At 38.6% G+C, this 20,408-nt stretch carries 21 protein-coding genes; 20 read left to right on the top strand and 1 reads right to left on the bottom strand.

Annotated features, from left to right (window positions below; genetic code table 11):
* Nucleotides 1-217: 217 nt before the first annotated feature.
* The gene (locus UXI14_RS15820) at nt 218-1,264 is read right to left on the bottom strand and encodes a ferredoxin--NADP reductase (RefSeq protein WP_335966962.1); all 1,047 of its coding nucleotides are present in this window, start codon (nt 1,262-1,264) and stop codon (nt 218-220) included.
* A 160-nt stretch (nt 1,265-1,424) separates the two neighbouring features.
* Between UXI14_RS15820 and UXI14_RS15815 the strand changes: the two genes are divergently transcribed.
* The 20 genes from UXI14_RS15815 to UXI14_RS15720 form a co-directional block, all read left to right on the top strand.
* Nucleotides 1,425-2,897, top strand: a complete 1,473-nt coding sequence (locus UXI14_RS15815) for a DUF5687 family protein (RefSeq protein WP_335966961.1) — start codon at nt 1,425-1,427, stop codon at nt 2,895-2,897.
* 4 nt (nt 2,898-2,901) lie between these two features.
* Complete coding sequence (locus UXI14_RS15810) at nt 2,902-3,624, top strand: ABC transporter ATP-binding protein (RefSeq protein WP_335966959.1); 723 nt, start codon at nt 2,902-2,904, stop codon at nt 3,622-3,624.
* A 348-nt stretch (nt 3,625-3,972) separates the two neighbouring features.
* Nucleotides 3,973-6,435: a hypothetical protein gene (locus tag UXI14_RS15805; protein ID WP_335966958.1), complete on the top strand. Its 2,463-nt coding sequence runs from the start codon at nt 3,973-3,975 to the stop codon at nt 6,433-6,435.
* A gap of 5 nt (nt 6,436-6,440) precedes the next feature.
* Complete coding sequence (locus UXI14_RS15800; protein ID WP_335966957.1) at nt 6,441-6,866, top strand: polymer-forming cytoskeletal protein; 426 nt, start codon at nt 6,441-6,443, stop codon at nt 6,864-6,866.
* The gene (locus UXI14_RS15795) at nt 6,823-7,056 is read left to right on the top strand and encodes an AtpZ/AtpI family protein (protein ID WP_277900532.1); all 234 of its coding nucleotides are present in this window, start codon (nt 6,823-6,825) and stop codon (nt 7,054-7,056) included. The genes UXI14_RS15800 and UXI14_RS15795 overlap by 44 nt, the downstream gene beginning before the upstream one ends.
* 9 nt (nt 7,057-7,065) lie before the next feature.
* Nucleotides 7,066-7,443, top strand: coding sequence for a hypothetical protein (locus tag UXI14_RS15790; RefSeq protein ID WP_335966956.1), 378 nt, complete (start codon nt 7,066-7,068; stop codon nt 7,441-7,443).
* Nucleotides 7,444-7,632: 189 nt separating this feature from the next.
* The gene (atpB, locus tag UXI14_RS15785; protein WP_277900582.1) at nt 7,633-8,658 is read left to right on the top strand and encodes a F0F1 ATP synthase subunit A; all 1,026 of its coding nucleotides are present in this window, start codon (nt 7,633-7,635) and stop codon (nt 8,656-8,658) included.
* 36 nt (nt 8,659-8,694) lie between these two features.
* Entirely contained in the window at nt 8,695-8,886 is a 192-nt protein-coding gene (atpE, locus tag UXI14_RS15780) for an ATP synthase F0 subunit C (RefSeq protein ID WP_277900530.1), read from the top strand.
* 83 nt (nt 8,887-8,969) lie between these two features.
* Nucleotides 8,970-9,470 carry a F0F1 ATP synthase subunit B gene (locus UXI14_RS15775; protein WP_277900529.1) on the top strand — a complete coding sequence of 167 codons (501 nt, stop codon included), beginning with the start codon at nt 8,970-8,972 and terminating at the stop codon, nt 9,468-9,470.
* A 16-nt stretch (nt 9,471-9,486) separates the two neighbouring features.
* Nucleotides 9,487-10,038, top strand: a complete 552-nt coding sequence (atpH, locus tag UXI14_RS15770) for an ATP synthase F1 subunit delta (RefSeq protein WP_335966955.1) — start codon at nt 9,487-9,489, stop codon at nt 10,036-10,038.
* Nucleotides 10,039-10,097: 59 nt separating this feature from the next.
* On the top strand, nt 10,098-11,675 hold the full coding sequence (gene atpA, locus UXI14_RS15765; protein WP_335966954.1) for a F0F1 ATP synthase subunit alpha: 1,578 nt from the start codon (nt 10,098-10,100) through the stop codon (nt 11,673-11,675).
* 102 nt (nt 11,676-11,777) lie between these two features.
* Nucleotides 11,778-12,641, top strand: a complete 864-nt coding sequence (atpG, locus tag UXI14_RS15760; RefSeq protein WP_277900526.1) for an ATP synthase F1 subunit gamma — start codon at nt 11,778-11,780, stop codon at nt 12,639-12,641.
* Nucleotides 12,642-12,977: 336 nt separating this feature from the next.
* A complete protein-coding gene (locus UXI14_RS15755; protein ID WP_335966953.1) occupies nt 12,978-13,466 on the top strand; it encodes a hypothetical protein in 489 nt (162 codons plus the stop codon).
* A 157-nt stretch (nt 13,467-13,623) separates the two neighbouring features.
* Nucleotides 13,624-15,102, top strand: a complete 1,479-nt coding sequence (locus UXI14_RS15750) for a polysaccharide biosynthesis C-terminal domain-containing protein (protein ID WP_335966952.1) — start codon at nt 13,624-13,626, stop codon at nt 15,100-15,102.
* An 87-nt stretch (nt 15,103-15,189) separates the two neighbouring features.
* Nucleotides 15,190-15,624: a dUTP diphosphatase gene (gene dut / locus UXI14_RS15745; protein ID WP_335966951.1), complete on the top strand. Its 435-nt coding sequence runs from the start codon at nt 15,190-15,192 to the stop codon at nt 15,622-15,624.
* 51 nt (nt 15,625-15,675) lie between these two features.
* The gene (locus UXI14_RS15740) at nt 15,676-16,686 is read left to right on the top strand and encodes a sugar phosphate nucleotidyltransferase (protein WP_335966949.1); all 1,011 of its coding nucleotides are present in this window, start codon (nt 15,676-15,678) and stop codon (nt 16,684-16,686) included.
* A gap of 64 nt (nt 16,687-16,750) precedes the next feature.
* Nucleotides 16,751-17,497 carry a subclass B1 metallo-beta-lactamase gene (bla, locus tag UXI14_RS15735; protein ID WP_335966948.1) on the top strand — a complete coding sequence of 249 codons (747 nt, stop codon included), beginning with the start codon at nt 16,751-16,753 and terminating at the stop codon, nt 17,495-17,497.
* Between the two features lie 45 nt (nt 17,498-17,542).
* Nucleotides 17,543-18,472, top strand: a complete 930-nt coding sequence (locus UXI14_RS15730) for a tetratricopeptide repeat protein (protein ID WP_335966946.1) — start codon at nt 17,543-17,545, stop codon at nt 18,470-18,472.
* Nucleotides 18,473-18,491: 19 nt separating this feature from the next.
* A complete protein-coding gene (locus UXI14_RS15725) occupies nt 18,492-19,271 on the top strand; it encodes a DUF4292 domain-containing protein (protein ID WP_335966945.1) in 780 nt (259 codons plus the stop codon).
* 1 nt (nt 19,272) lies between these two features.
* On the top strand, nt 19,273-20,408 hold a 1,136-nt coding region (locus tag UXI14_RS15720; protein ID WP_335966944.1), incomplete at its 3' end, for a peptidoglycan DD-metalloendopeptidase family protein.

Here is a 20,408-nt window from a genome sequence, read left to right as displayed (position 1 = left end):
AAATCTTTTTTTTAACTTGTAAGTGTGTATTTTTTGATTGGTAAAATATCTACAAGGTTTTTAGGAAAAACCTTGCAGGAATATAACTCAATAGAGGTGTTGACGTTACTTCTGTTGAAATTATTTAATTGAACATGATATTTCCCTGCGGTCGAAAAGACTTCGGTGTATCTATACTTTTGCTATGGTTCCTCCCTTTAGGGAATGTAAGGTGGGGCTATACATCATCATAATCAATAGAAATGCTATCGGTGGTCGGGTGTGCCTGGCAGGTAAGGATGAGCCCTTCTTCTAGCTCACTGTCAGTTAAGATCTGGTTTTTTATCATTTCCACTTTTCCCTCAGTGAGCCTGGCTACACAACTACTGCATATCCCGCCCTGACATGAATAAGGGGCGTCTAAGTCTTCTTCTAAAACGGCATCCAGAACCCGCTTTTTTCGGTCCATTACAAATTCGGTTTCTTCGTCATCGATTATGACTTTTACTTTTGTTTGTCCTTCAGCATTAATCTCGACAGTACTTCCATCATCAGAAGTCGTGAAAAATTCGGTTTTTACCATTTCCTTTTTAATGCCGTTCTCCAAAAGTGTTTCAGAGACCGTTTCGATCATGGCTTCGGGGCCACATAAGTAAAAAGTGCCAAAAGGGGTGTCCTTGTGCTTGTTTTTTAGCATGTAATTAATGGTAGAGCGTTCAATACGGCCAAACAGAGCACCTTCTTCTTCCTCTTGGCTATATACGAATTGAACGGACAACCTGCTTGGGAATTTTGTTAGAAGCTCAGTAATTTGTTTATGGAACATGGTTTCTTTCAATGTTTTGTTTCCATAAACCAGTAAAAACTTTTCATCGGTAGTATTAAGCACGTCTTTCATAATGCTCATAATGGGAGTAATCCCGCTCCCGGCCGCAAAAGCGGCAATATTTTTGCCAGAATGGGCCTTGGTGTCAAAAGTAAAATGCCCTTCGGGTGGATAGACTTCAAAAGTATCGCCTACTGCAATGGTTTGGGCGAACTTAGAAAAGGTTCCGTTTTCCATTTCCTTTATACCAATGGAAAAGTCGGTGTTTTCTTTTGATGAACATATGGAATATGAACGACGGACTTCTTTTCCGTTAATTTCTTTTTTTATGGTAATATGTTGTCCCGGAACAAAGGAAAAAGTTTCCTTTAGGTCTTGGGGGATATTAAAAGTAATCACCACCGATTTTGGAGTGGTTTTTTCAACTGCTTTAACTTTAAGTGTGTGAAAATGAATCATTAAAAAAAATTTTTGCAAAAATAGTGATTAAAGCCCCGAATTGAAACCCGATTAAGAAAAATTTATACCTGAAAGTATTTTTCCTGATAAAATATCCATAATTTGTAACGCGATTAATCAATTCTGCACTAATGAATTAACGATAACCATTATCAAATATATGATTAAACACTTCTTTTCCCTTCAATGGAAATCATTTTTTAGGTCGGCTTCCTTCTCAAGCAACCTAGTTATAAAAATATTCATGGCTTTTTTTGCATTGTATATGATTGCCAGTTTTTTAATACTTGGTGGTAGTGCGTATTATTTAATTGAAGAAAAATTACAGCTCAACGCATTGGAGGTAATCAACCAATATTTATTTTATTATTTGGTTTTGGACCTTTTTATGCGGTATATGTTGCAAAAAATGCCCGTTGTAAACATCAAACCCTTGTTGTATTTACCTTTTGAGAAGGCTAAGGTCGTGCAATTTAGTTTATGGAAGACCGCTATTTCTTTTTTCAATGTTATACATGCCTTTTTCTTTATTCCGTTTTCAGTCGTCTTAATAATAAACGGATATCCGCCATTACAGGTTTTGGCCTGGTTAATGGCCATCTATGCACTTTTGTACTGCAATAACTTTATCAATGTTTTTTTAAACGGCATAGACGCAATCCTTTTTGTGGTATTTGGCTTTATTGTAGCTTTAGGCACATTGCAATATTATGCCATGTTTGATGTTACACAATATACACAGCCTGTATTTCAGTATTTTTACAGTGTTCCTTATCTGGCTTTTGTTCCCGTGCTGTTCATGGTTACATTGTATTATTTTGCATATAAATATTTTAAGGGGAACTTATACCTGGATGCCGGCCTGGCATTAAAACATCAAGAGGCAGCTACAGAAGATTTAAACTGGCTGAACCGTTTTGGGAGTATTTCCGTGTTTTTGAAGAATGACATTAAGTTAATTAAAAGAAACAAGCGCACCAAAACAACGGTGTTGATGAGCTTTCTCTTTATTTTTTATGGGTTGCTGTTTTTTACCAATGCCGTAGAGGTTTATCAGGCGCCCCCGTGGCGGTTCTTTGCCGCGATCTTTATAACGGGTGGTTTTTTGTTTAGCTTTGGGCAATTTGTGCCGAGTTGGGACAGCGCTTATTATCCGCTTATGATGAGCCAAAACATCCGTTATCGCGATTATCTCAATGCCAAATGGTGGCTTTTGGTGGCCGCCACGCTTTTAACTACTATATTGGCATCTTTTTACCTTTATTTTGGGTGGGAAATATACCTTACCATCATAGTGGCGGGCTTATACAATATCGGGGTAAATTCGTATATGGTATTATGGGGCGGGGCGTATGTTAAGACCCCAATCGATCTTACAAGCAACAAAAAAGCATTTGGCGACTCGCAAGCTTTTAATGCCAAGACACTGTTGCTAACCGTTCCAAAAATACTAATCCCCATTATTTTATATTCCATTGGGCATTATGCAGTAGGACCGTTCCTTGGATACTTATTGGTAGCCCTGGCCGGGGTTCTTGGGTCTGCCTTTAAGGATAAAGTATTTAATAAAATTGAAAAAGTTTACAAAGCCGAAAAGTATAAAACCTTGGTAGCGTACAAACAAAAAAATTAAAAATATGATTGTTACAGAAAATCTTTCAAAAGCATATAATGGTACAACTGTACTTAATGTAGGAGCGTTGGAAGTCCCCACTGGACAGGCCTTTGGGCTCGTGGGGAATAACGGAGCGGGGAAAACAACTTTTTTTAGCTTGTTGTTGGATTTGATCCAGCCAACATCCGGACATATTACAAACAATGGCATTCAGGTCAATACCAGTGAAGAATGGAAACCTTATACATCGGCTTTTATTGATGAAACATTTTTGATAGGATATTTGACCCCAGAAGAATATTTCTATTTTATTGGTGAGTTGCGCGGCCTCAACAAAGAAGATGTCAATGTTTTTTTGAATGGATTTGCCGATTTTTTTCATGGGGAAATTTTAGGCGGCAAAAAATATTTAAGGGACCTTTCCAAGGGGAACCAGAAAAAAGCAGGAATCGTAGCAGCTTTTATAGGCAAGCCTAAAGTAATTGTCCTGGACGAGCCTTTTGCCAATTTAGATCCGACAACGCAAATCCGGTTAAAGAAAATTATTGCGGCCTACAAAGAAAAAGATGCGGTTACCGTACTTATTTCCAGCCACGATCTGTTGCATGTTACCGAGGTTTGCGAACGCATTGTGGTGCTCGACAAAGGGGCCGTTGTAAAAGACATTAAAACATCCCGGGCTACATTGCAAGAACTTGAAGGTTTTTTTGCCGAAGAGATTTTAAATGTACCCGGTGAAGATTAGTTTTTATGAACATTCATTAATCAAACAATGGCGGCCTTCTTATATGTGCCATCAGCTATTTTGAACTTTTTGTAAATCTCTTTTATTTTATGAGTTGCGTATTTCAAAATAGAGGTCTTCAGCAAAAGGGGTCGTTAAAACAGCAGCAGTACAACTTGAGAAAATAGGGGTAATAATTGCAGGAAAAAAAAGATAATGTATTTTTACCTCGTTTCAGCAATAAATAGCTAACTTAGAAGTTACTATTTAAAAACTAATACTTTTTTGTGTAAACACCTTAAAATACCGACCTGCTTGTTGCTTTTGCTGCTTGTCGCCATGGCGTGCTCAACAAAGAAAGACGCTTTTGTGAACAGGAATTTTCATGCGCTTAATACCAAGTTCAATGTTTTGTACAACGGTAAGGTGGCCCTGGAGAAAGGGCAGCAGGAACTCATTAACTCTTATGTGGACAATTATTGGGAAGTTCTCCCCGTGGAACGGATGGAAATCCGGGACGAAATCATAATAGACACAGCATTGCTGAACCCAAATTTTAGACGTGCTGAAGAAAAGGCCACAAAGGCCGTGCAAAAGCACGGGATGAACATTGGAGGGCAAGAAAGAAACCCGCAGATAGACGAAGCATATTTGCTCTTGGGAAAAGCCCGATATTACGACCAGCGGTTTGTTCCGGCCTTGGAAGCGTTTAATTATATCCTACGGAAATATACAGACAGCGATATTATTGTAGAAGCAGCCATTTGGAGGGAAAAGACCAATATCCGGATGGAGAACGAAGAAGTGGCCATTACCAACCTTAAAAAAGTGCTTCCGCTAGACATATCACCACAACAATATGCGGATGCATCGGCAATGATGGGGCAGGCATACATCAACCTAAAACAACCGGACAGTGCTATTTACCGATTAAAATTGGCCGCAAACACTACCAAAAACAATGAAGAAAAGGGCAGGTACAATTACATTATTGGCCAGCTTTACAATAATAAAGAAGTTATAGACAGTGCCAACATGGCCTTTGACAAGGTAATCGCCCTTAAGCGGAGAACCCCGCGCGTATATATGATGAATGCCTATGTTGAAAAAATTAAAAACGAGTACAAACGGGGCGAAGAAGATTCTACATTATTGGTATTACTTGATAAACTTGAAAAAAATCGTGAAAACAGGCCGTATCTGGGTAAATTGTACCGACTGAATGCCATGTATTACCTGCAAAACGAGCAATTTGATTATGCACAATACTACTTAAACCAGTCCTTAAAACACACCGAAAATGATCCTTATTTAAGCGCATTGAATTACGAAAACCTTGCTACAATGTATTTCGACAATGCTTTGTACCAAGAAGCGGGCGCATATTACGACAGCACATTGACAAATGTGGATCCCAATTCTAAAAAATTTAGGGCGCTTACCAGAAAACGGGAGAACCTGGAAAGTGTTATCAAGTACGAAAACATAGCCCATAGAAACGATAGTATTTTATATGTTATAAGCTTGCCGGACGATCAAAAAACGGCGTATTACCAAAGGTATATCGACTCGATAAAACTGGTTGAGGAAGAGCGTCTGGAAAAAGAAAAAATTGCCCTGCTGAAACAAAACAGCCAAGGAAGCGGAAGTCTGTTCGATAATAAAAACAGTGCTTCCGTAGATTTTTATTTTTACAATCCCACAAGCGTGCAATACGGCATTCAGGAATTTAGAAAAGTGTGGGGGAGCAGGGCACTGGAAGACAATTGGCGCTGGGACAGCAACACCACATCGGCCCAGGGTAATGCCATTATTGCCGAGGAAGGCCCTGCTGAAAATGCCAACTATTATTCGCTGGATTTTTACCTCGACCAACTGCCAAAAGAGGCAAAGGCCATTGATAGCATTCAAGCCGAAAACAATTTTGCCTATTATCAATTGGGACTGATTTACAAAGAGAAATTTCAGGAATACAAACTGGCGGCCGACAAACTGGAAAAAGTACTTAAAAACGAGCCAGAAGAGCGGTTGATATTGCCTTCTAAATACAACTTGTACAAAATATATGAGCAGTTGGGATCGCCTTTGGCAGAGCAGTACAAATTGGACATTATTAGCAACCACTCATCGTCCCGATATGCAGAAATCCTGAAAAATCCGCACGCACAGCTCGCCGATGATGGCTCAAGCCCGGAAGCTGTTTATGCCGCATTGTACAAAGGTTTTGAAAATCAACAGTATCAAAAAGTCATTTCTCAGTGCAACGAATATATTTCCCGGTATAACGGGGAAGATATTATGATGAAGTTTGAAATGTTGAAGGCATCGGCGAATGCCCGATTGTACGGATTTGAAAAATATAAAAAATCGCTCAACGATATTGCCCTAAATTACCCGAACTCCGAAGAAGGGCAAAAGGCACAACAAATAATAAATGAAACCTTGCCCGCAATAGCCGATTCAACTTTTAACATGGACGCCAATGCATCAAATAATTGGAAAGTTATTTATCCGTTTTCAGAAAAAGATACTGCAGGGGTTAATACGTTGACCAAAACGATAGACAAATCGCTAAAAGATTTAAAATACGACCATATTACCCATTCAGAAGATGTGTACAGCCCAGAAAGCATATTTTTGGTGATACATGGTTTTGATAGTCAGTTACATGCCGAAGGTTACGCAGAATTGCTAAACATTAACAAAGATTATTTGGTTGATAATGAGAAATTTGTAATTTCGTCTTCCAATTATAAAACGCTTCAAATACATAAAAACCTAGATGCGTATTTAACTGAATTTAAAAACAATAACCCGAATCTTAATAATTAGAAAAGATGTTCGCAGAATCTAAAAAAAACCGAATCGAGCCAGCTATTGGACAAACTAACCGAATAGTAGAAAACACAAAAATAAAAGGGGATTTTATTTCTGAGGCCGATATCCGTATCGATGGAGAACTCGAAGGAAGCATTACTGCCAAAGGAAAGGTTGTAATTGGCAGGGCAGGCAAAGTAAGTGGCCAGATAGACTGTATGAACGCCGATATTGAAGGGAAATTTGAAGGCGATTTAAAAGTAGAAAACGTCTTGAGCCTAAAAAGCACGGCATTGATAGAAGGCGATGTAATTGTTGGCAAGTTGGCCGTAGAGCCGGGCGCCACCTTTAACGCTTCGTGTTCCATGAAAGGGGGCTCTTTAAAATCAGTCAAAGAAGAAAATGCAGGAAAAGAACAACAAAAAGCCAACGAAAAATCAGCTTAAAAACTTTGCGGTATTTTCTGGAATAGCCATACAAATGGGAGTTACTATTTTCCTTTTTGTTTACCTCGGGAAATGGCTCGATGGCAAATACAATAACGGAGAGAAACTGTATTTAATAATATTTACACTGCTGGGACTGGCATTGTCTATTTATGTGGTTATAAAACAATTAAATAGATACCAGAATTAAAGCTATTTCATGCAATCACTTTTATACCGATTTACGGCAGCGCTTATAATTGTTATGGGCGTTTCTTCTTTTGTACATGCTTTGATCCTGGATAACTTTTTTCCGGGCAATGCTATCAATAGCCTCGGGCTGGCCTATGTTGTTAATGGTGTGCTGGCAATGGTTATTTTCAGCGTTATTTATATCTTCAGAAAGAAATTATACTCACAAATAGGGTTTTTATTCTTGGCAGGGAGCCTCTTAAAGTTTTTAGTGTTCTTCCTTGTTTTTTTGCCAATTTACAATGCCGATGGAACCCTTTCTAGAATGGAATTTATTACTTTTTTTATTCCCTATGCTTTTGCCCTTATAATAGAAACCATATCGGTTTCCCGCCTGTTAAAATAACGTGCTTTTACACAGCATTTTGTGTGTCTGTTAAGGAAGTTATAAATAAAGAGAAAAAATTGTTTTTGTTTTTCATTTAAAGCCTTACATTTGCACCGATTTTTAAGACACCATTATTTAAGTGATATGCAAAGAGAATTTACAGTAAAAATCCTTGCTTTTTTATTTTTTATGGCACCTCTTTTCGGAATGGCTCAGCACGAGCTTAATGGTAAAGGGGCAGAAGTGGGAAAAGATGATAAGCGCTCGTCTATTAAAGAGTTTATAAATCATCACTTATTAGATTCGTACGATTTTACGTTGTATACTGTAGATGAAGAAAACAACGAGCATGTTAGCTTGCCATTACCGGTTATACTTTGGGATGGTGGCCTTAAGGTGTTTTCTTCTTCAAAATTTCATCACGGGGAAGAAGTAGCCGAAGTAAATGGAGACTTCTACAAGCTATATCACAATAAAATATACAAAACCGATGCTCAGGGAGCATTAGAGTTCGACGATCACCATCACCCTACAAATGCAAAACCTTTGGATTTTTCAATCACCAAGAACGTTGTAACCATGTTGTTGGTTTCTATTTTAATGTTCTTGTTGTTTAGAGGGCTGGCAAAATCATACAGTAAAAACAGCGGAATTCCAACGGGAATTGGAAGATTTTTTGAGCCGTTGGTGGTTTTTGTAAGAGACGAAATTGCAATTCCAAACATAGGCGAGAAAAAATACAAGAAGTACATGAGCTTTTTATTGACCATTTTCTTCTTTATCTGGTTCTTGAACTTATTGGGGATGACCCCGCTTGGGGTAAACGTGACAGGGAATATTGCGGTAACTTTTGGATTGGCGTTATTGACCTTCCTTATCACCACGTTTACGGCCAATAAAAATTATTGGGGGCATATATTTTGGATGCCCGGCGTGCCTAAGTTAATGAAAATCGTTTTGGCGCCCATAGAATTGTTGGGGGTATTCATTAAGCCCTTTTCGTTAATGATCCGTTTGTACGCAAACATGACGGCTGGCCACGTGGTAATCATGAGCATTATAGGTTTAATGTTCTTGTTTAAAAACTGGATAGGGAGCTCGTTGTCGTTTTCACTGGCTTTTGCACTGTCGTTGTTGGAGTTGCTGGTTGCAGCATTGCAGGCATACATATTTACAATGCTTTCAGCCTTGTATTTTGGGATGGCCAACGAAGAGCATCACGACGACCATTAATAAATATTGAATGTTTAATTTTTAATACATATAATTATGAACATCCCAGAAATCGTAGGAGCTGGTTTAATCGTTATCGGTGCTGGTTTAGGTATCGGTAGAATCGGTGGACAGGCAATGGAAGCTATTGCACGTCAACCTGAAGCTTCAGGAAAGATCCAAACAGCTATGCTTATTGCTGCTGCACTTATTGAAGGTATTGGATTTGCTGCTTTGTTTGCGGCATAATAAAAAGCATCCGGTTTTAACGGTTGGTTATCACCGGGTGTTGTTTTAAAAATTGAATTAAACATTATTTTTAGAAGATAAAAATGGAAAAACTATTAGATCAATTTTCATACGGATTATTTTTTTGGCAATTACTTATATTGGTGGTGCTGGTTTTGGTTCTTAAAAAATATGCATGGAAACCTATTCTAAATGCGGTTAACGACAGGGAAGAAGGGATAAAAAATGCACTTGCATCTGCCGAAGAAGCGCGCAAGGAAATGCAAAACCTTCAGGCAGACAATGAAAAACTGCTCCAGGAAGCACGTGCCGAAAGAGAAGCAATGATAAAAGAAGCGCGTGAGGTTAAAGAGAAAATGATAGCCGATGCAAAAGGGGAGGCACAAACACAGGCCGATAAAATAATCAAACAGGCGCAGCAAACCATCGAAAGCGAAAAACAGGCGGCGGTTGCCGAATTGAAAAACCAAGTGGCTTCTTTGTCTGTGGAAATCGCTGAAAAAGTAGTTAAGTCAGAACTTTCATCAAACGACAAACAATTAAAGTTGGTTGATGACATGCTGGAAGAAGTAACTTTGAACTAATCTGTAAGTTAAAGCAATGAGAGGTACCAGAGCAGGACATAGATATGCAAAAGCCGTTTTAGGCTATGCAAAAGAGCAAAACGCCCTTGAAGCTGTAGATAGGGACATGAAAGATATTTTTGCAACCATTGCCGGGAGCAAAGAGCTTCAAAACGTACTTCAAAGCCCCGTTATTAAATTAGCTGACAAAAAAGCGGTTGTAAAAGAGATTTTCTCAGGTTTGAATGCCGTATCGGTAGGCTTGATAGACGCACTAATAGAGAACAACCGTATAGATTTGTTAAAAATAGTAGCCGAAAAATACATCATCCTACACGATGAATTAAGAGGTGAGGAAGTAGCAATAGTAACCACGGCGGTTCCCTTGTCAAAAGAATTAGAGCAAAAGGTGCTTGCAAAAGTAAAAGAGCTTACAGGAAAAAAGGCAACCATAAAAAATAAAATAGACGAAAGCATTTTAGGTGGTTTTATTTTACGGGTTGGAGATTTACAATACAATGCAAGTATTGCCAACCAGTTGAACAACTTAAAAAGGGAATTACAAAACAATACATACATTAACAATTAAATAAAAGGTAAGGTGTTTTTGTTTGTTTGAAAGCGCCTAAAATCTAAATACTAAATAAGATGGCTGAAGTTAAAGCGGCTGAAGTATCAGCAATATTAAAAAAGCAACTATCAGGATTTGAAGCAAAAGCTTCATTAGACGAAGTAGGAACTGTACTCCAGATAGGGGATGGTATCGCCCGTGTATACGGATTGTCGAATGCACAATACGGAGAGCTGGTTCAGTTTGAATCTGGCTTGGAAGGGATTGTACTTAACCTTGAAGAAGACAATGTTGGTATTGTACTTTTAGGGCCTTCAAAAGAAATCAAAGAAGGAGATACCGTAAAACGTACTCAGCGTATCGCATCTATCAAAGTAGGTGAAGGTATGGTAGGACGTGTTGTAGATACTTTAGGAAACCCAATTGACGGTAAAGGGCCTATTGAAGGTCAAACGTATGAGATGCCTTTAGAGCGTAAAGCACCCGGAGTTATCTTCCGTCAGCCGGTTAACGAGCCTTTGCAAACAGGAATCAAGTCGGTTGACGCCATGATCCCGGTTGGTAGAGGACAGCGAGAATTGGTAATTGGTGACCGCCAAACCGGTAAAACAACCGTTTGTATCGATACCATTATTAATCAAAAAGAATTTTACGATGCAGGTCAACCTGTATTCTGTATATATGTAGCTATTGGGCAAAAAGCATCAACAGTAGCTGCCATTGCTAAAAATTTAGAAGATAAAGGAGCATTGGCCTATACGGTAATCGTTGCCGCAAATGCATCCGACCCTGCACCAATGCAGGTATATGCGCCATTTGCAGGGGCTGCTATTGGGGAATATTTTAGAGATACTGGCCGCCCGGCATTAATTGTTTATGATGATTTGTCGAAACAAGCCGTTGCTTACCGTGAGGTATCATTATTGCTTCGTCGTCCACCGGGACGTGAGGCGTATCCTGGAGACGTTTTCTTCTTGCACTCAAGATTGTTGGAGCGTGCTGCAAAAGTAATTGCCGATGATGATATTGCAAAGGGAATGAACGATCTTCCGGAATCTTTAAAACCAATTGTAAAAGGCGGTGGTTCGTTGACAGCCTTGCCAATTATTGAAACACAAGCAGGAGACGTTTCAGCATATATTCCAACCAACGTGATTTCCATTACGGACGGACAGATTTTCTTGGAGTCAGATTTATTCAACTCTGGGGTACGTCCTGCAATTAACGTAGGTATTTCGGTATCGCGTGTAGGAGGGTCGGCTCAAATTAAATCGATGAAAAAAGTGGCGGGTACATTAAAGCTGGACCAAGCACAATATCGTGAACTAGAGGCATTTGCCAAGTTTGGGTCCGATTTGGATGCGGCTACTATGAACGTTATCAGCAAAGGTAAGCGAAACGTAGAAATCCTTAAACAGGCACAAAACGATCCATATACCGTAGAAGATCAGATTGCAATAATTTATGCAGGATCTAAAAACCTTTTAAGAGACGTTCCCGTTGATAAGATAAAAGAGTTTGAAAAAGACTACCTGGAGTTCTTAAACGCGAAACACAGAGGCATATTGGATACTTTAAAAGCAGGGAAGCTGACCGATGAAGTAACCGACACACTTACACAAGTAGCAAAAGAGCTTTCGGCTAAGTATAAATAAGCCCTACTCAATCTCCCCTAAGGGGAGAAGATTGGATTGAATAGTTTTAATAATTAAAATGTTTAAGTCCGCTCCTTGAGAGAGGACTTAGGAGAGGCTAAAATGGCAAATTTAAAAGAAATACGAAGCAGGATTACATCGGTAGGTTCAACCATGCAGATTACCAGTGCCATGAAAATGGTATCGGCCGCCAAGTTGAAAAAAGCGCAGGACGCTATTACGGCCATGCGACCATATGCCGATAAACTTACGGAATTACTGCAAAGTTTAAGTGCAACTTTAGAAGGGGACTCCGGAAGTGTTTTTGCCGAGCAGCGTGAAATTAAAAGTGTTCTTGTGGTTGCAATAACTTCCAATAGGGGCTTATGCGGTGCGTTTAATACCAATATCGTAAAAGAATCCAATAGATTGGCCAATACGGTCTATGCTGACAAAAAGGTCAGCCTTGTTACCATTGGTAAAAAAGGGAACGATGTACTAAAAAAGAATCATTATATAACCCATAACAACAACGAAGTTTTTGATGATTTAACCTTCGAGCATGTTTCTGATATTGCAGAACATTTAATGGCGCTGTATGGCGAAGGGACATACGATAAAATAATATTGGTGTACAATCACTTTAAAAATGCAGCGACACAAGTTGTTAAAACGGAAGATTTTCTGCCAATAAAACCCATCGAGTCTGAAAATGCAAATGCAACAGCCGATTATATTTTTGAACCTTCAAAAGTGGAAATCGTAGAAACATTAATACCAAAGTCGTTAAAAACACAATTATACAAAGCCATTCGCGATTCATTTGCATCAGAACACGGCGCACGTATGACGGCCATGCACAAGGCAACAGACAATGCTGCCGAGTTAAAAGCAGAGCTTACGCTTACATATAACAAAGCGCGTCAAGCCGCCATTACCAACGAAATTTTAGAAATTGTTGGAGGTGCTGAGGCACTGAACAATTAGCGACTGATAAGGAGCAAATTTTCCCTTCCGAGGCACTGAACAATTAGCGACTGATAAGGAGCAAATTTTCCCTTCCGAGGCACTGAACAATTAGCGACTGATAAGGAGCAAATTTTCCCTTCTGAGGCACTGAACAATTAGGCGTTAGCCAAATTTTTCAATAAGAGCGGAAGTCTTAAATAATTAAGAAATTTTTCAGTAGAAATACCGAATCTAACTATATTCAACCCCCCGAAGGTTTTAAACCTTCGGGGGTTTTGTTGTTATTTAAATGAGTTTACAATTAACATCTGGCATCAATTTTGAAATCGTATCTTTAAAAATCAAACGCAACAAATGAAAAAAATATACAATATAATTATAGGGATCAGCATTGTTTTTGGGTTTTCGAAGTGTGGAACATCGCAAAAACTCATAGAAAACCCGCCATTTACCTTAAATGAAGTACATAAAGAAGCATGGACGGCGGGCGACGATAAGGCCATAAAAGGAGAAAATATCTATATCACCCTTAAATCTGGCGAAGAAGTCATGTTGGACAGTATTTATTATAACAGCCAAGTAGCAAAACTTGAAAAGGTTAAAAGAGGGACGTATTTGGTATATATTGGACGCTTTACAAACCAACAGCCTCCAGATATTGTTATGCATGCCGACCCCAAAAAAGAATTTGGCAACAAGCCACCAAAGCTTCCGGTAAAACCACCGTTTGAATTAAAAAAAGGCGAAGCTTTATTGAGTTACACCGAAAAAGGAAAAACCAATTATTATAAAATAACTAAAATGATATCGGCAACTCCCATTCATTATAAGGAAAGTCCATAAATAATTAGTATTTTCAGATTGAAGGTTTTTCAAATAGTTTAATTTTGTCAATGGCCTCAGGTCATATCAAATCCCGTTTAGCGAGTAAAAAACTAAAGCAACACTTTGCCAACTCTCTATAAATCGATACTTTTAGCGTTATAACACAAACACAACATTGGGGGCTTTACAAAAACTTTTTAAGCATACTTTTATTTATGGCCTGGCAACCGTTTTGCCACGGTTGCTCAACGTAACATTAACCCCGCTGTATACCGATAAACTCCCAACTTCTGCTTACGGGGTGTTTTCAAGCTTATATGTGTATTTAATGCTGGGGAACGTATTGCTTTCCTATGGAATGGAAACGGCGTTCTTTCGGTTTATGAACAAGAGCGAACGAAAGGCCGAAGTACAGGCAACGGCACTTACTTCTATTTTTATATCGTCTATAGTTTTTTTGATTGTTGGCTATTTAATGAGATACCAATTAGCTTCCTGGTTGGAATTTAGTCCCAATTTTATTGTCTACGTTATTTTAATACTGTTCTTGGACGCGCTTTGTGTTATTCCGTTTGCTTGGTTCAGGAATAACGAAATGCCACTTAAATATTCGTTTATAAGAATTTTAAATGTAATTATAAACCTATCGTTCAACCTGTTTTTCTTTTTGGTGCTCCCGATTTTGACAAAAGGAGACAAGTCTTCGTTTTTTAATGCATTGGTATTTGAAAATGAGATCCATTATATATTTATCTCCAATTTAATAGCTAGTTTTATAACGTTATTAATTGTTTTGCCGCTTTATTTTAGAATTGGATTTGGCTTGGACAGCTATATATGGAGAAAAATGTTCCGCTATGCCTTTCCAGTACTTATTGCAGGCCTCGCTTTTTCTATAAACGAAGGGTTCGATAAAATAATGCTCAAATACCTGCTTCCCGAAAATACGGCAAATAGCGTTGTTGGCATATATGCTGCCTGCTACAAACTGGGTATGTTTATGACACTTTTTGTAACTGCATTTAAATTGGGCGTAGAGCCTTTCTTTTTTAGCAATGCCAACAAGAAAAATGCCAAAGAGATTTATGCCGATACCACCCTGTACTTTACCATTTTTGGTACCTTTATTTTTTTGGTGGTGGTAACCTATGCCGATGTGTTTAAATTGATATTGATTCCGAATGCCGATTATTGGGAAGCCCTATGGATTGTTCCGTTTATTTTATTGGCCAATTTGTGTTTGGGAATTTATCACAACTTATCGGTTTGGTATAAGATTACCGATAAAACACGGTATGGTGCCTATATTTCGGTATTCGGCGCCTTGCTTACATTGGTTTTCAATTTTATTTTAATTCCCGTTATTAGCTATAAAGGTTCGGCCATTGCAACCTTAATAGCCTATGCCAGCATGATGTTGCTTTCTTATTATTTCGGACAAAAAAATCATCCCATTCCATACAATTTGAAAAAAATAGTAGGTTACATGGGAATTTCAATATTGTTCGCGCTTCTGTCTTTTTATGTATTTGACCGAAACTTGATTATAGGAACACTATTTGTTTTAGTATTTTTGATGCTGATATATAAAATGGAACAAAACACACTTGTAAAGATTGTTAGGGCGTTATTAAAAAAGAATAATGACATATGAAATGCCCATAACTAAATTTAAGACACCAACCGGAATGATAATTAAGGGCATTCCATCTGACCATTAAAAACAATAAAATAGTAACAGATGAAAGTAAAAATAGTCAACAAATCCCAACATAAAGCCCCGCATTACGAAACCGAAGCATCGGCAGGCATGGATATCCGTGCAAATATAGAGGCCTCAATTACCTTAAAACCCTTGGAGCGGGCAATTGTAAAAACCGGACTTTTTATAGAACTTCCGGCAGGTTTTGAAGCCCAAGTGCGCCCCCGAAGCGGATTGGCAGCCAAAAAAGGCGTAACAGTTTTAAACGCTCCCGGAACCATAGATGCAGACTATCGGGGAGAAATCGGCGTTATATTGGTAAACCTTTCCAACGAAGATTTTGTGGTGGAAAACGGAGAACGTGTAGCACAATTGATAATAGCCAGGCACGAACATATTCAATGGGAAGAAGTTAACGAACTTTCCGAGACCGTTCGCGGTGCCGGCGGTTTTGGAAGCACCGGAGTAAAATAACTTTTGTATGTGCAAATTTTTTGCACATTTTTAATAAATAGCGATTAACAGATGAAAATTATAGTACCAATGGCCGGGCGGGGATCGCGCCTTAGGCCACATACGTTAACAATACCAAAACCATTAATCCCCATTGCGGGAAAACCAATTGTACAGCGGTTGGTAGAAGATATTGCCAAAGTATTGGATCAGGAAATTGAAGAAGTGGCATTTATTATTAAAGATGATTTTGGCCCAGAAATTGAAGCAAAACTTCATGAAATCGCAAAAAATTTAAACGCTAAAGGCACAATTTGCTATCAAGACAAACCATTGGGAACGGGGCATGCCATTATGTGTGCCAAAGAATCGCTTTCCGGGCCTTGTGTTATTGCCTATGCAGACACCTTGTTTAAAGCCGATTTTAATTTAGATCAAACTGCCGATAGTGTTATCTGGGTAAAACAAGTAGACCAACCGGAGGCCTATGGAGTGGTAAAACTTAATGATGAAAAAAACATTTCGGGGCTGGTAGAAAAACCAAAGGAATTTGTATCGGATTTGGCGGTAATCGGGATTTACTATTTCAAAAAAGGCGAAGAATTAAAAGCCGAACTGCAAAAGGTGCTAGATGCCAATATCCTGCACGGTGGCGAATACCAAATAAACGATGGCATAAAGGCCATGATGGCACAGGGGAAAAAGTTTGTGCCGGGCAAGGTAGACGAATGGATGGACTGCGGAAATAAAAGCGTTACCGTTGAAACCAATGGGCGGATGCTTCAGTTTATATATGAAGAAGGGGAAGATTTGGTTTCAGAATCTGTAAAAAGCGAAAATTCGGCAATTATTCAACCATGCTATATTGGCGACAATGTGGTGCTTAAAAATGCAAAAATCGGTCCAAATGTTTCAATTGGCAACGGGACAGTGATAGAAAATTCAACCATAAAAAATAGCTTGATCCAAACAAACTCAGTAATCAAAAATGCCAATCTGGACAATGCCATGATTGGTAATTTTGCCAGGTTCGACGGGAAATTTACCGAAATCAGCATCGGGGATTATTCGGTTTTGGAGTAGTGTCAATTTTTTTGGTAATTAGCATAATCCTAAAAGAAATGCAATTTAAAAACGCTAAATATTGATGAAATACATATTGGTTCATTATCTTTTTATTGGGTTATGTTTACTTTCTTGTAAAAACTCCTTAAAAAGTGTTGACACTGCTGTTTATGAATCTGATAATTTGATTGTAAATAAAATCTCGAATCAGACATATGAACATATTTCATATTTAAATACAAAAGAGTTTGGAAGGGTTCCTTCAAATGGAATGTTTGTTGTAAACGAAGGAGAAGTGGTAATTTTTGACACGCCTGTAAACAATGAAAGTTCGTTAGAATTGATAGAATTTATAACTAAAAATCTTAAAAGCAATATCACAGCGGTTATCCCGACGCATTTTCATGAAGATTGTGTAGGAGGGCTAAAGGCATTCGCAGATTATGGTATTTCTATATACGCATCAAATAAAACACTGGAGTTATTGAAAGAAAAAAGAAATAAACTTTATGAACCCATAAACGGATTTAATGATACGCTTGTTTTAAATTTGGGAAAAGAAGAAATCTATACAAAGTATTTTGGAGAAGGCCATACAATAGACAACGTTATTGGGTATTTCCCTAAAGACAATGTAGTTTTTGGTGGATGTTTGATAAAAGAAATTGGTGCAAATAAAGGTAATTTAGAAGATGCCAATACAAATGATTGGTCAAAAACCGTAGAAAAAATTAAAACTAGATATCCTGATGTTAAAATTGTAATTCCGGGACATGGAAATAGAGGAGGAGCCGAATTATTTGATTACACAATGAAGCTTTTTAAATAAAAGAAAGCGGTGATATTCACATAAAATATTTAATGGAAGCGTTGAATGTATAAAAAAAGGGTCATACAAGTTATCTGTTCGTGGTTTTTCGTAACTACGTCGCTTACTATTGCCCAAGAAACATCAGCAGATATTTCTAATGAGGAAAACCCGGATGCTTTTCAGGAATATTTTTACGAATCGCTCAAACAAAAGGGGATCGAGAATTACGATAAAGCCATAACAGCTTTGCTGGAATGTAAACAGCTCGATCCAAACAATCATGTAATAGATTACGAACTGGGTTTAAATTACCTATATCAACAACAATATATGGAGGCACAAGGGTATCTGGAAACGGCAATTTCCATGCAACCGGACAACAAATGGTACCTTGACGCCCTGTTGAAATGCTACAAGGCCCAGCACGCTATGGAAAAAGCCATTCAGCTTGCGGGGAAACTGGCAAAGGACAACCCCGAATATTACATGGCCATGGCCGATTTGTACATGGAGCAGCGAGAATTCGACAAAGCCTTGGAGACTCTTGACAAAATGGCCGAAGCCGGTGGAAACCCAGCCGATGTAAAACAAAAAAGGGCAAAGGTGCTCATGTTTAAAAATGTAAATGCCCTTGACGGCGTTGAAGATGATAATGCTGAAAGCAAGTCCGTTGATAACCCGGTTGAAGCATATCGGCAGCAAATTTTAAGACAACTACAAAAAACCGATTACAACGAAATGCTGTCGGTAAGTAGTGAAGCGTTGGACAATTACCCAACACAGCCCGAATTTTATTACCTCAAGGGCATGGCACTCAACAAGCTTCAAAAATACAAAATGGCCGTCGATGTGCTGGAGGAAGGCCTGGATTATATAATTGACGATAATACCTTGCGGAACAATATTTACAACGAATTGGTGTTTGCCTATAAAGGGCTGAACAATCCCGAAAAAACTAAAGTATATCAGCAAAAAATTGATGCAGACAATTAATTTGAAAAAACCTGAATGTGTGAAAATAAAAAATAGAGCCTTAATTTGCCTGTTGACGTTAAGCTTTTTGCTCAACCTTTCCTGCGGAAGTAAAAATGTGTTGGAAGCAGGGGAAATTAAAAGCGACATGTCGGCAAAAAACATTATAAAAAACCATTACGACAATGCGTTGGACTTTGTAACCATGTCGGGAAGGATAAGAATAGATTATACAGACGGGGAAAGTACCCAAGGAGTTACCGTAAGCCTCCGGATGCAAAAAGACGAAGCCATATGGATTAGCGCTCCCCTGTCTGTGGTCAAAGCCATAATTACCCCAACAAGGGTAAGTTTTTACAACAAGCTGGACAATACTTATTTTGATGGGGATTTTTCATATTTAAACAAATTGCTGGGCACAGAACTCAATTACCAAATGGTACAGGACCTACTGCTTGGCCAAGCCATCCTCGATCTTCACGATCAGCAGTATTATGCCGCTTCGGTAGCCAATAAATATCAGTTAAAACCAGAGGACCAAGCAGCCTTGTTTAAAACCTTGTTTTTATTGGAACCTTCTAATTTTAAAATGGCACTTCAGCAGATTTCTCAACCACAAAAAGGACGTTTGTTAAGCATTGATTATAAGAACTATCAAACTGTTGACGGAAAGGTTATTCCAAACGAGATACAGATTAATGCGATGGACAAAGAGCACAAAAACCAAATCGAGATAGAGTACAACAATATAGAGTTTAACAAGCATGTATCTTTCCCGTACAATATCCCCAGTGGTTTTAAACAAGTAGAAATAGAATAATATGGGCAAAAAGCATTTCTTCTTAATAGTATTTTTAACAGCTTTTATTTCGCTTGAAGGGATATATGCCCAGGCAGACGAACAAAAGGAGCTAGAGGCGCGTAAAGAGCGTTTACAGGAAGAAATTCAACAGTTTAATACCTTGCTTTCCCAAAAAAGAAAAGAAAAGACAAATGTTCTGGAAGATGTTGAAGATCTGGACCATAAAATAAAAATCAGGAAAGAGCTTATTAAAGTTACCAACCAACAAACCGACCTTATACAGCGCCAAATAAATAACAACATCAATAAAATATCGAAACTTCGCGACGATTTAAAGGAACTAAAAGCCGATTATGCGGAAATGATACGTAAATCGTACAAAAGCAGTTCCCAACAAAGCCGTTTGATGTTCCTGCTTTCATCTGAAAATTTCCTGCAGGCCTATAAGCGGCTCCAGTATATGAAACAGTACGCCAATTACCGTAAAGAACAGGCTGCCGAAATTCAAGCTAAAACAAAGGAACTCCAACAATTAAACGATGGTTTGGTAGTGCAGCGCGAGGAAAAGGAAAACTTAATTGCCGAAAACAGAAAGGAACAGGAATCGCTTGAACGCGAACTGAATACCCAAAAGGGATTAATTGCCAGCATTAAGGAAAAAGAAGAGGAATACGCCTCGCAAATCAGGCAAAAACAGCGTCAGGCCGATGAAATAGACCGTCAAATAGACAAATTGATTAAAGAGGCCATTGCAAAGGCAAACGCCGCCAATAAAGAAACTACAGCCGAAACCCGTGAAAATGCAACCAAGTCTTCTAATTTTGCATTAACGGCAGAGGCTAAGCTTGTAGATGCCGACTTTGTTGCCAACAAAGGAAAACTTCCCTGGCCGGTTGAAAAAGGGGTTATTAAAATGCGCTACGGAAAACAACCACACCCGGTAGTAAAATCGGTTACCATACAAAGCAACGGGGTACGCATTGCCACCGAAAAAGGAGCCAGGGCCCGTGCAATATACAGAGGAAAAGTATTGGCGGTACAGGCTATAAAAGGGGGCAATAAAGCAGTTTTGATACAGCATGGTAATTACATATCTGTTTACAACAACCTTGGGAAGGTATATGTAAAAGAAGGCGATAATGTAGTTACAAAACA

The organism is Galbibacter sp. PAP.153 (assembly GCF_037029175.1).
Lineage (GTDB): Bacteria > Bacteroidota > Bacteroidia > Flavobacteriales > Flavobacteriaceae > Galbibacter > Galbibacter pacificus.
The sequence above is the reverse complement of the archived record's forward strand: the minus strand, read 5'-3'. Positions and strand labels throughout refer to the sequence as shown.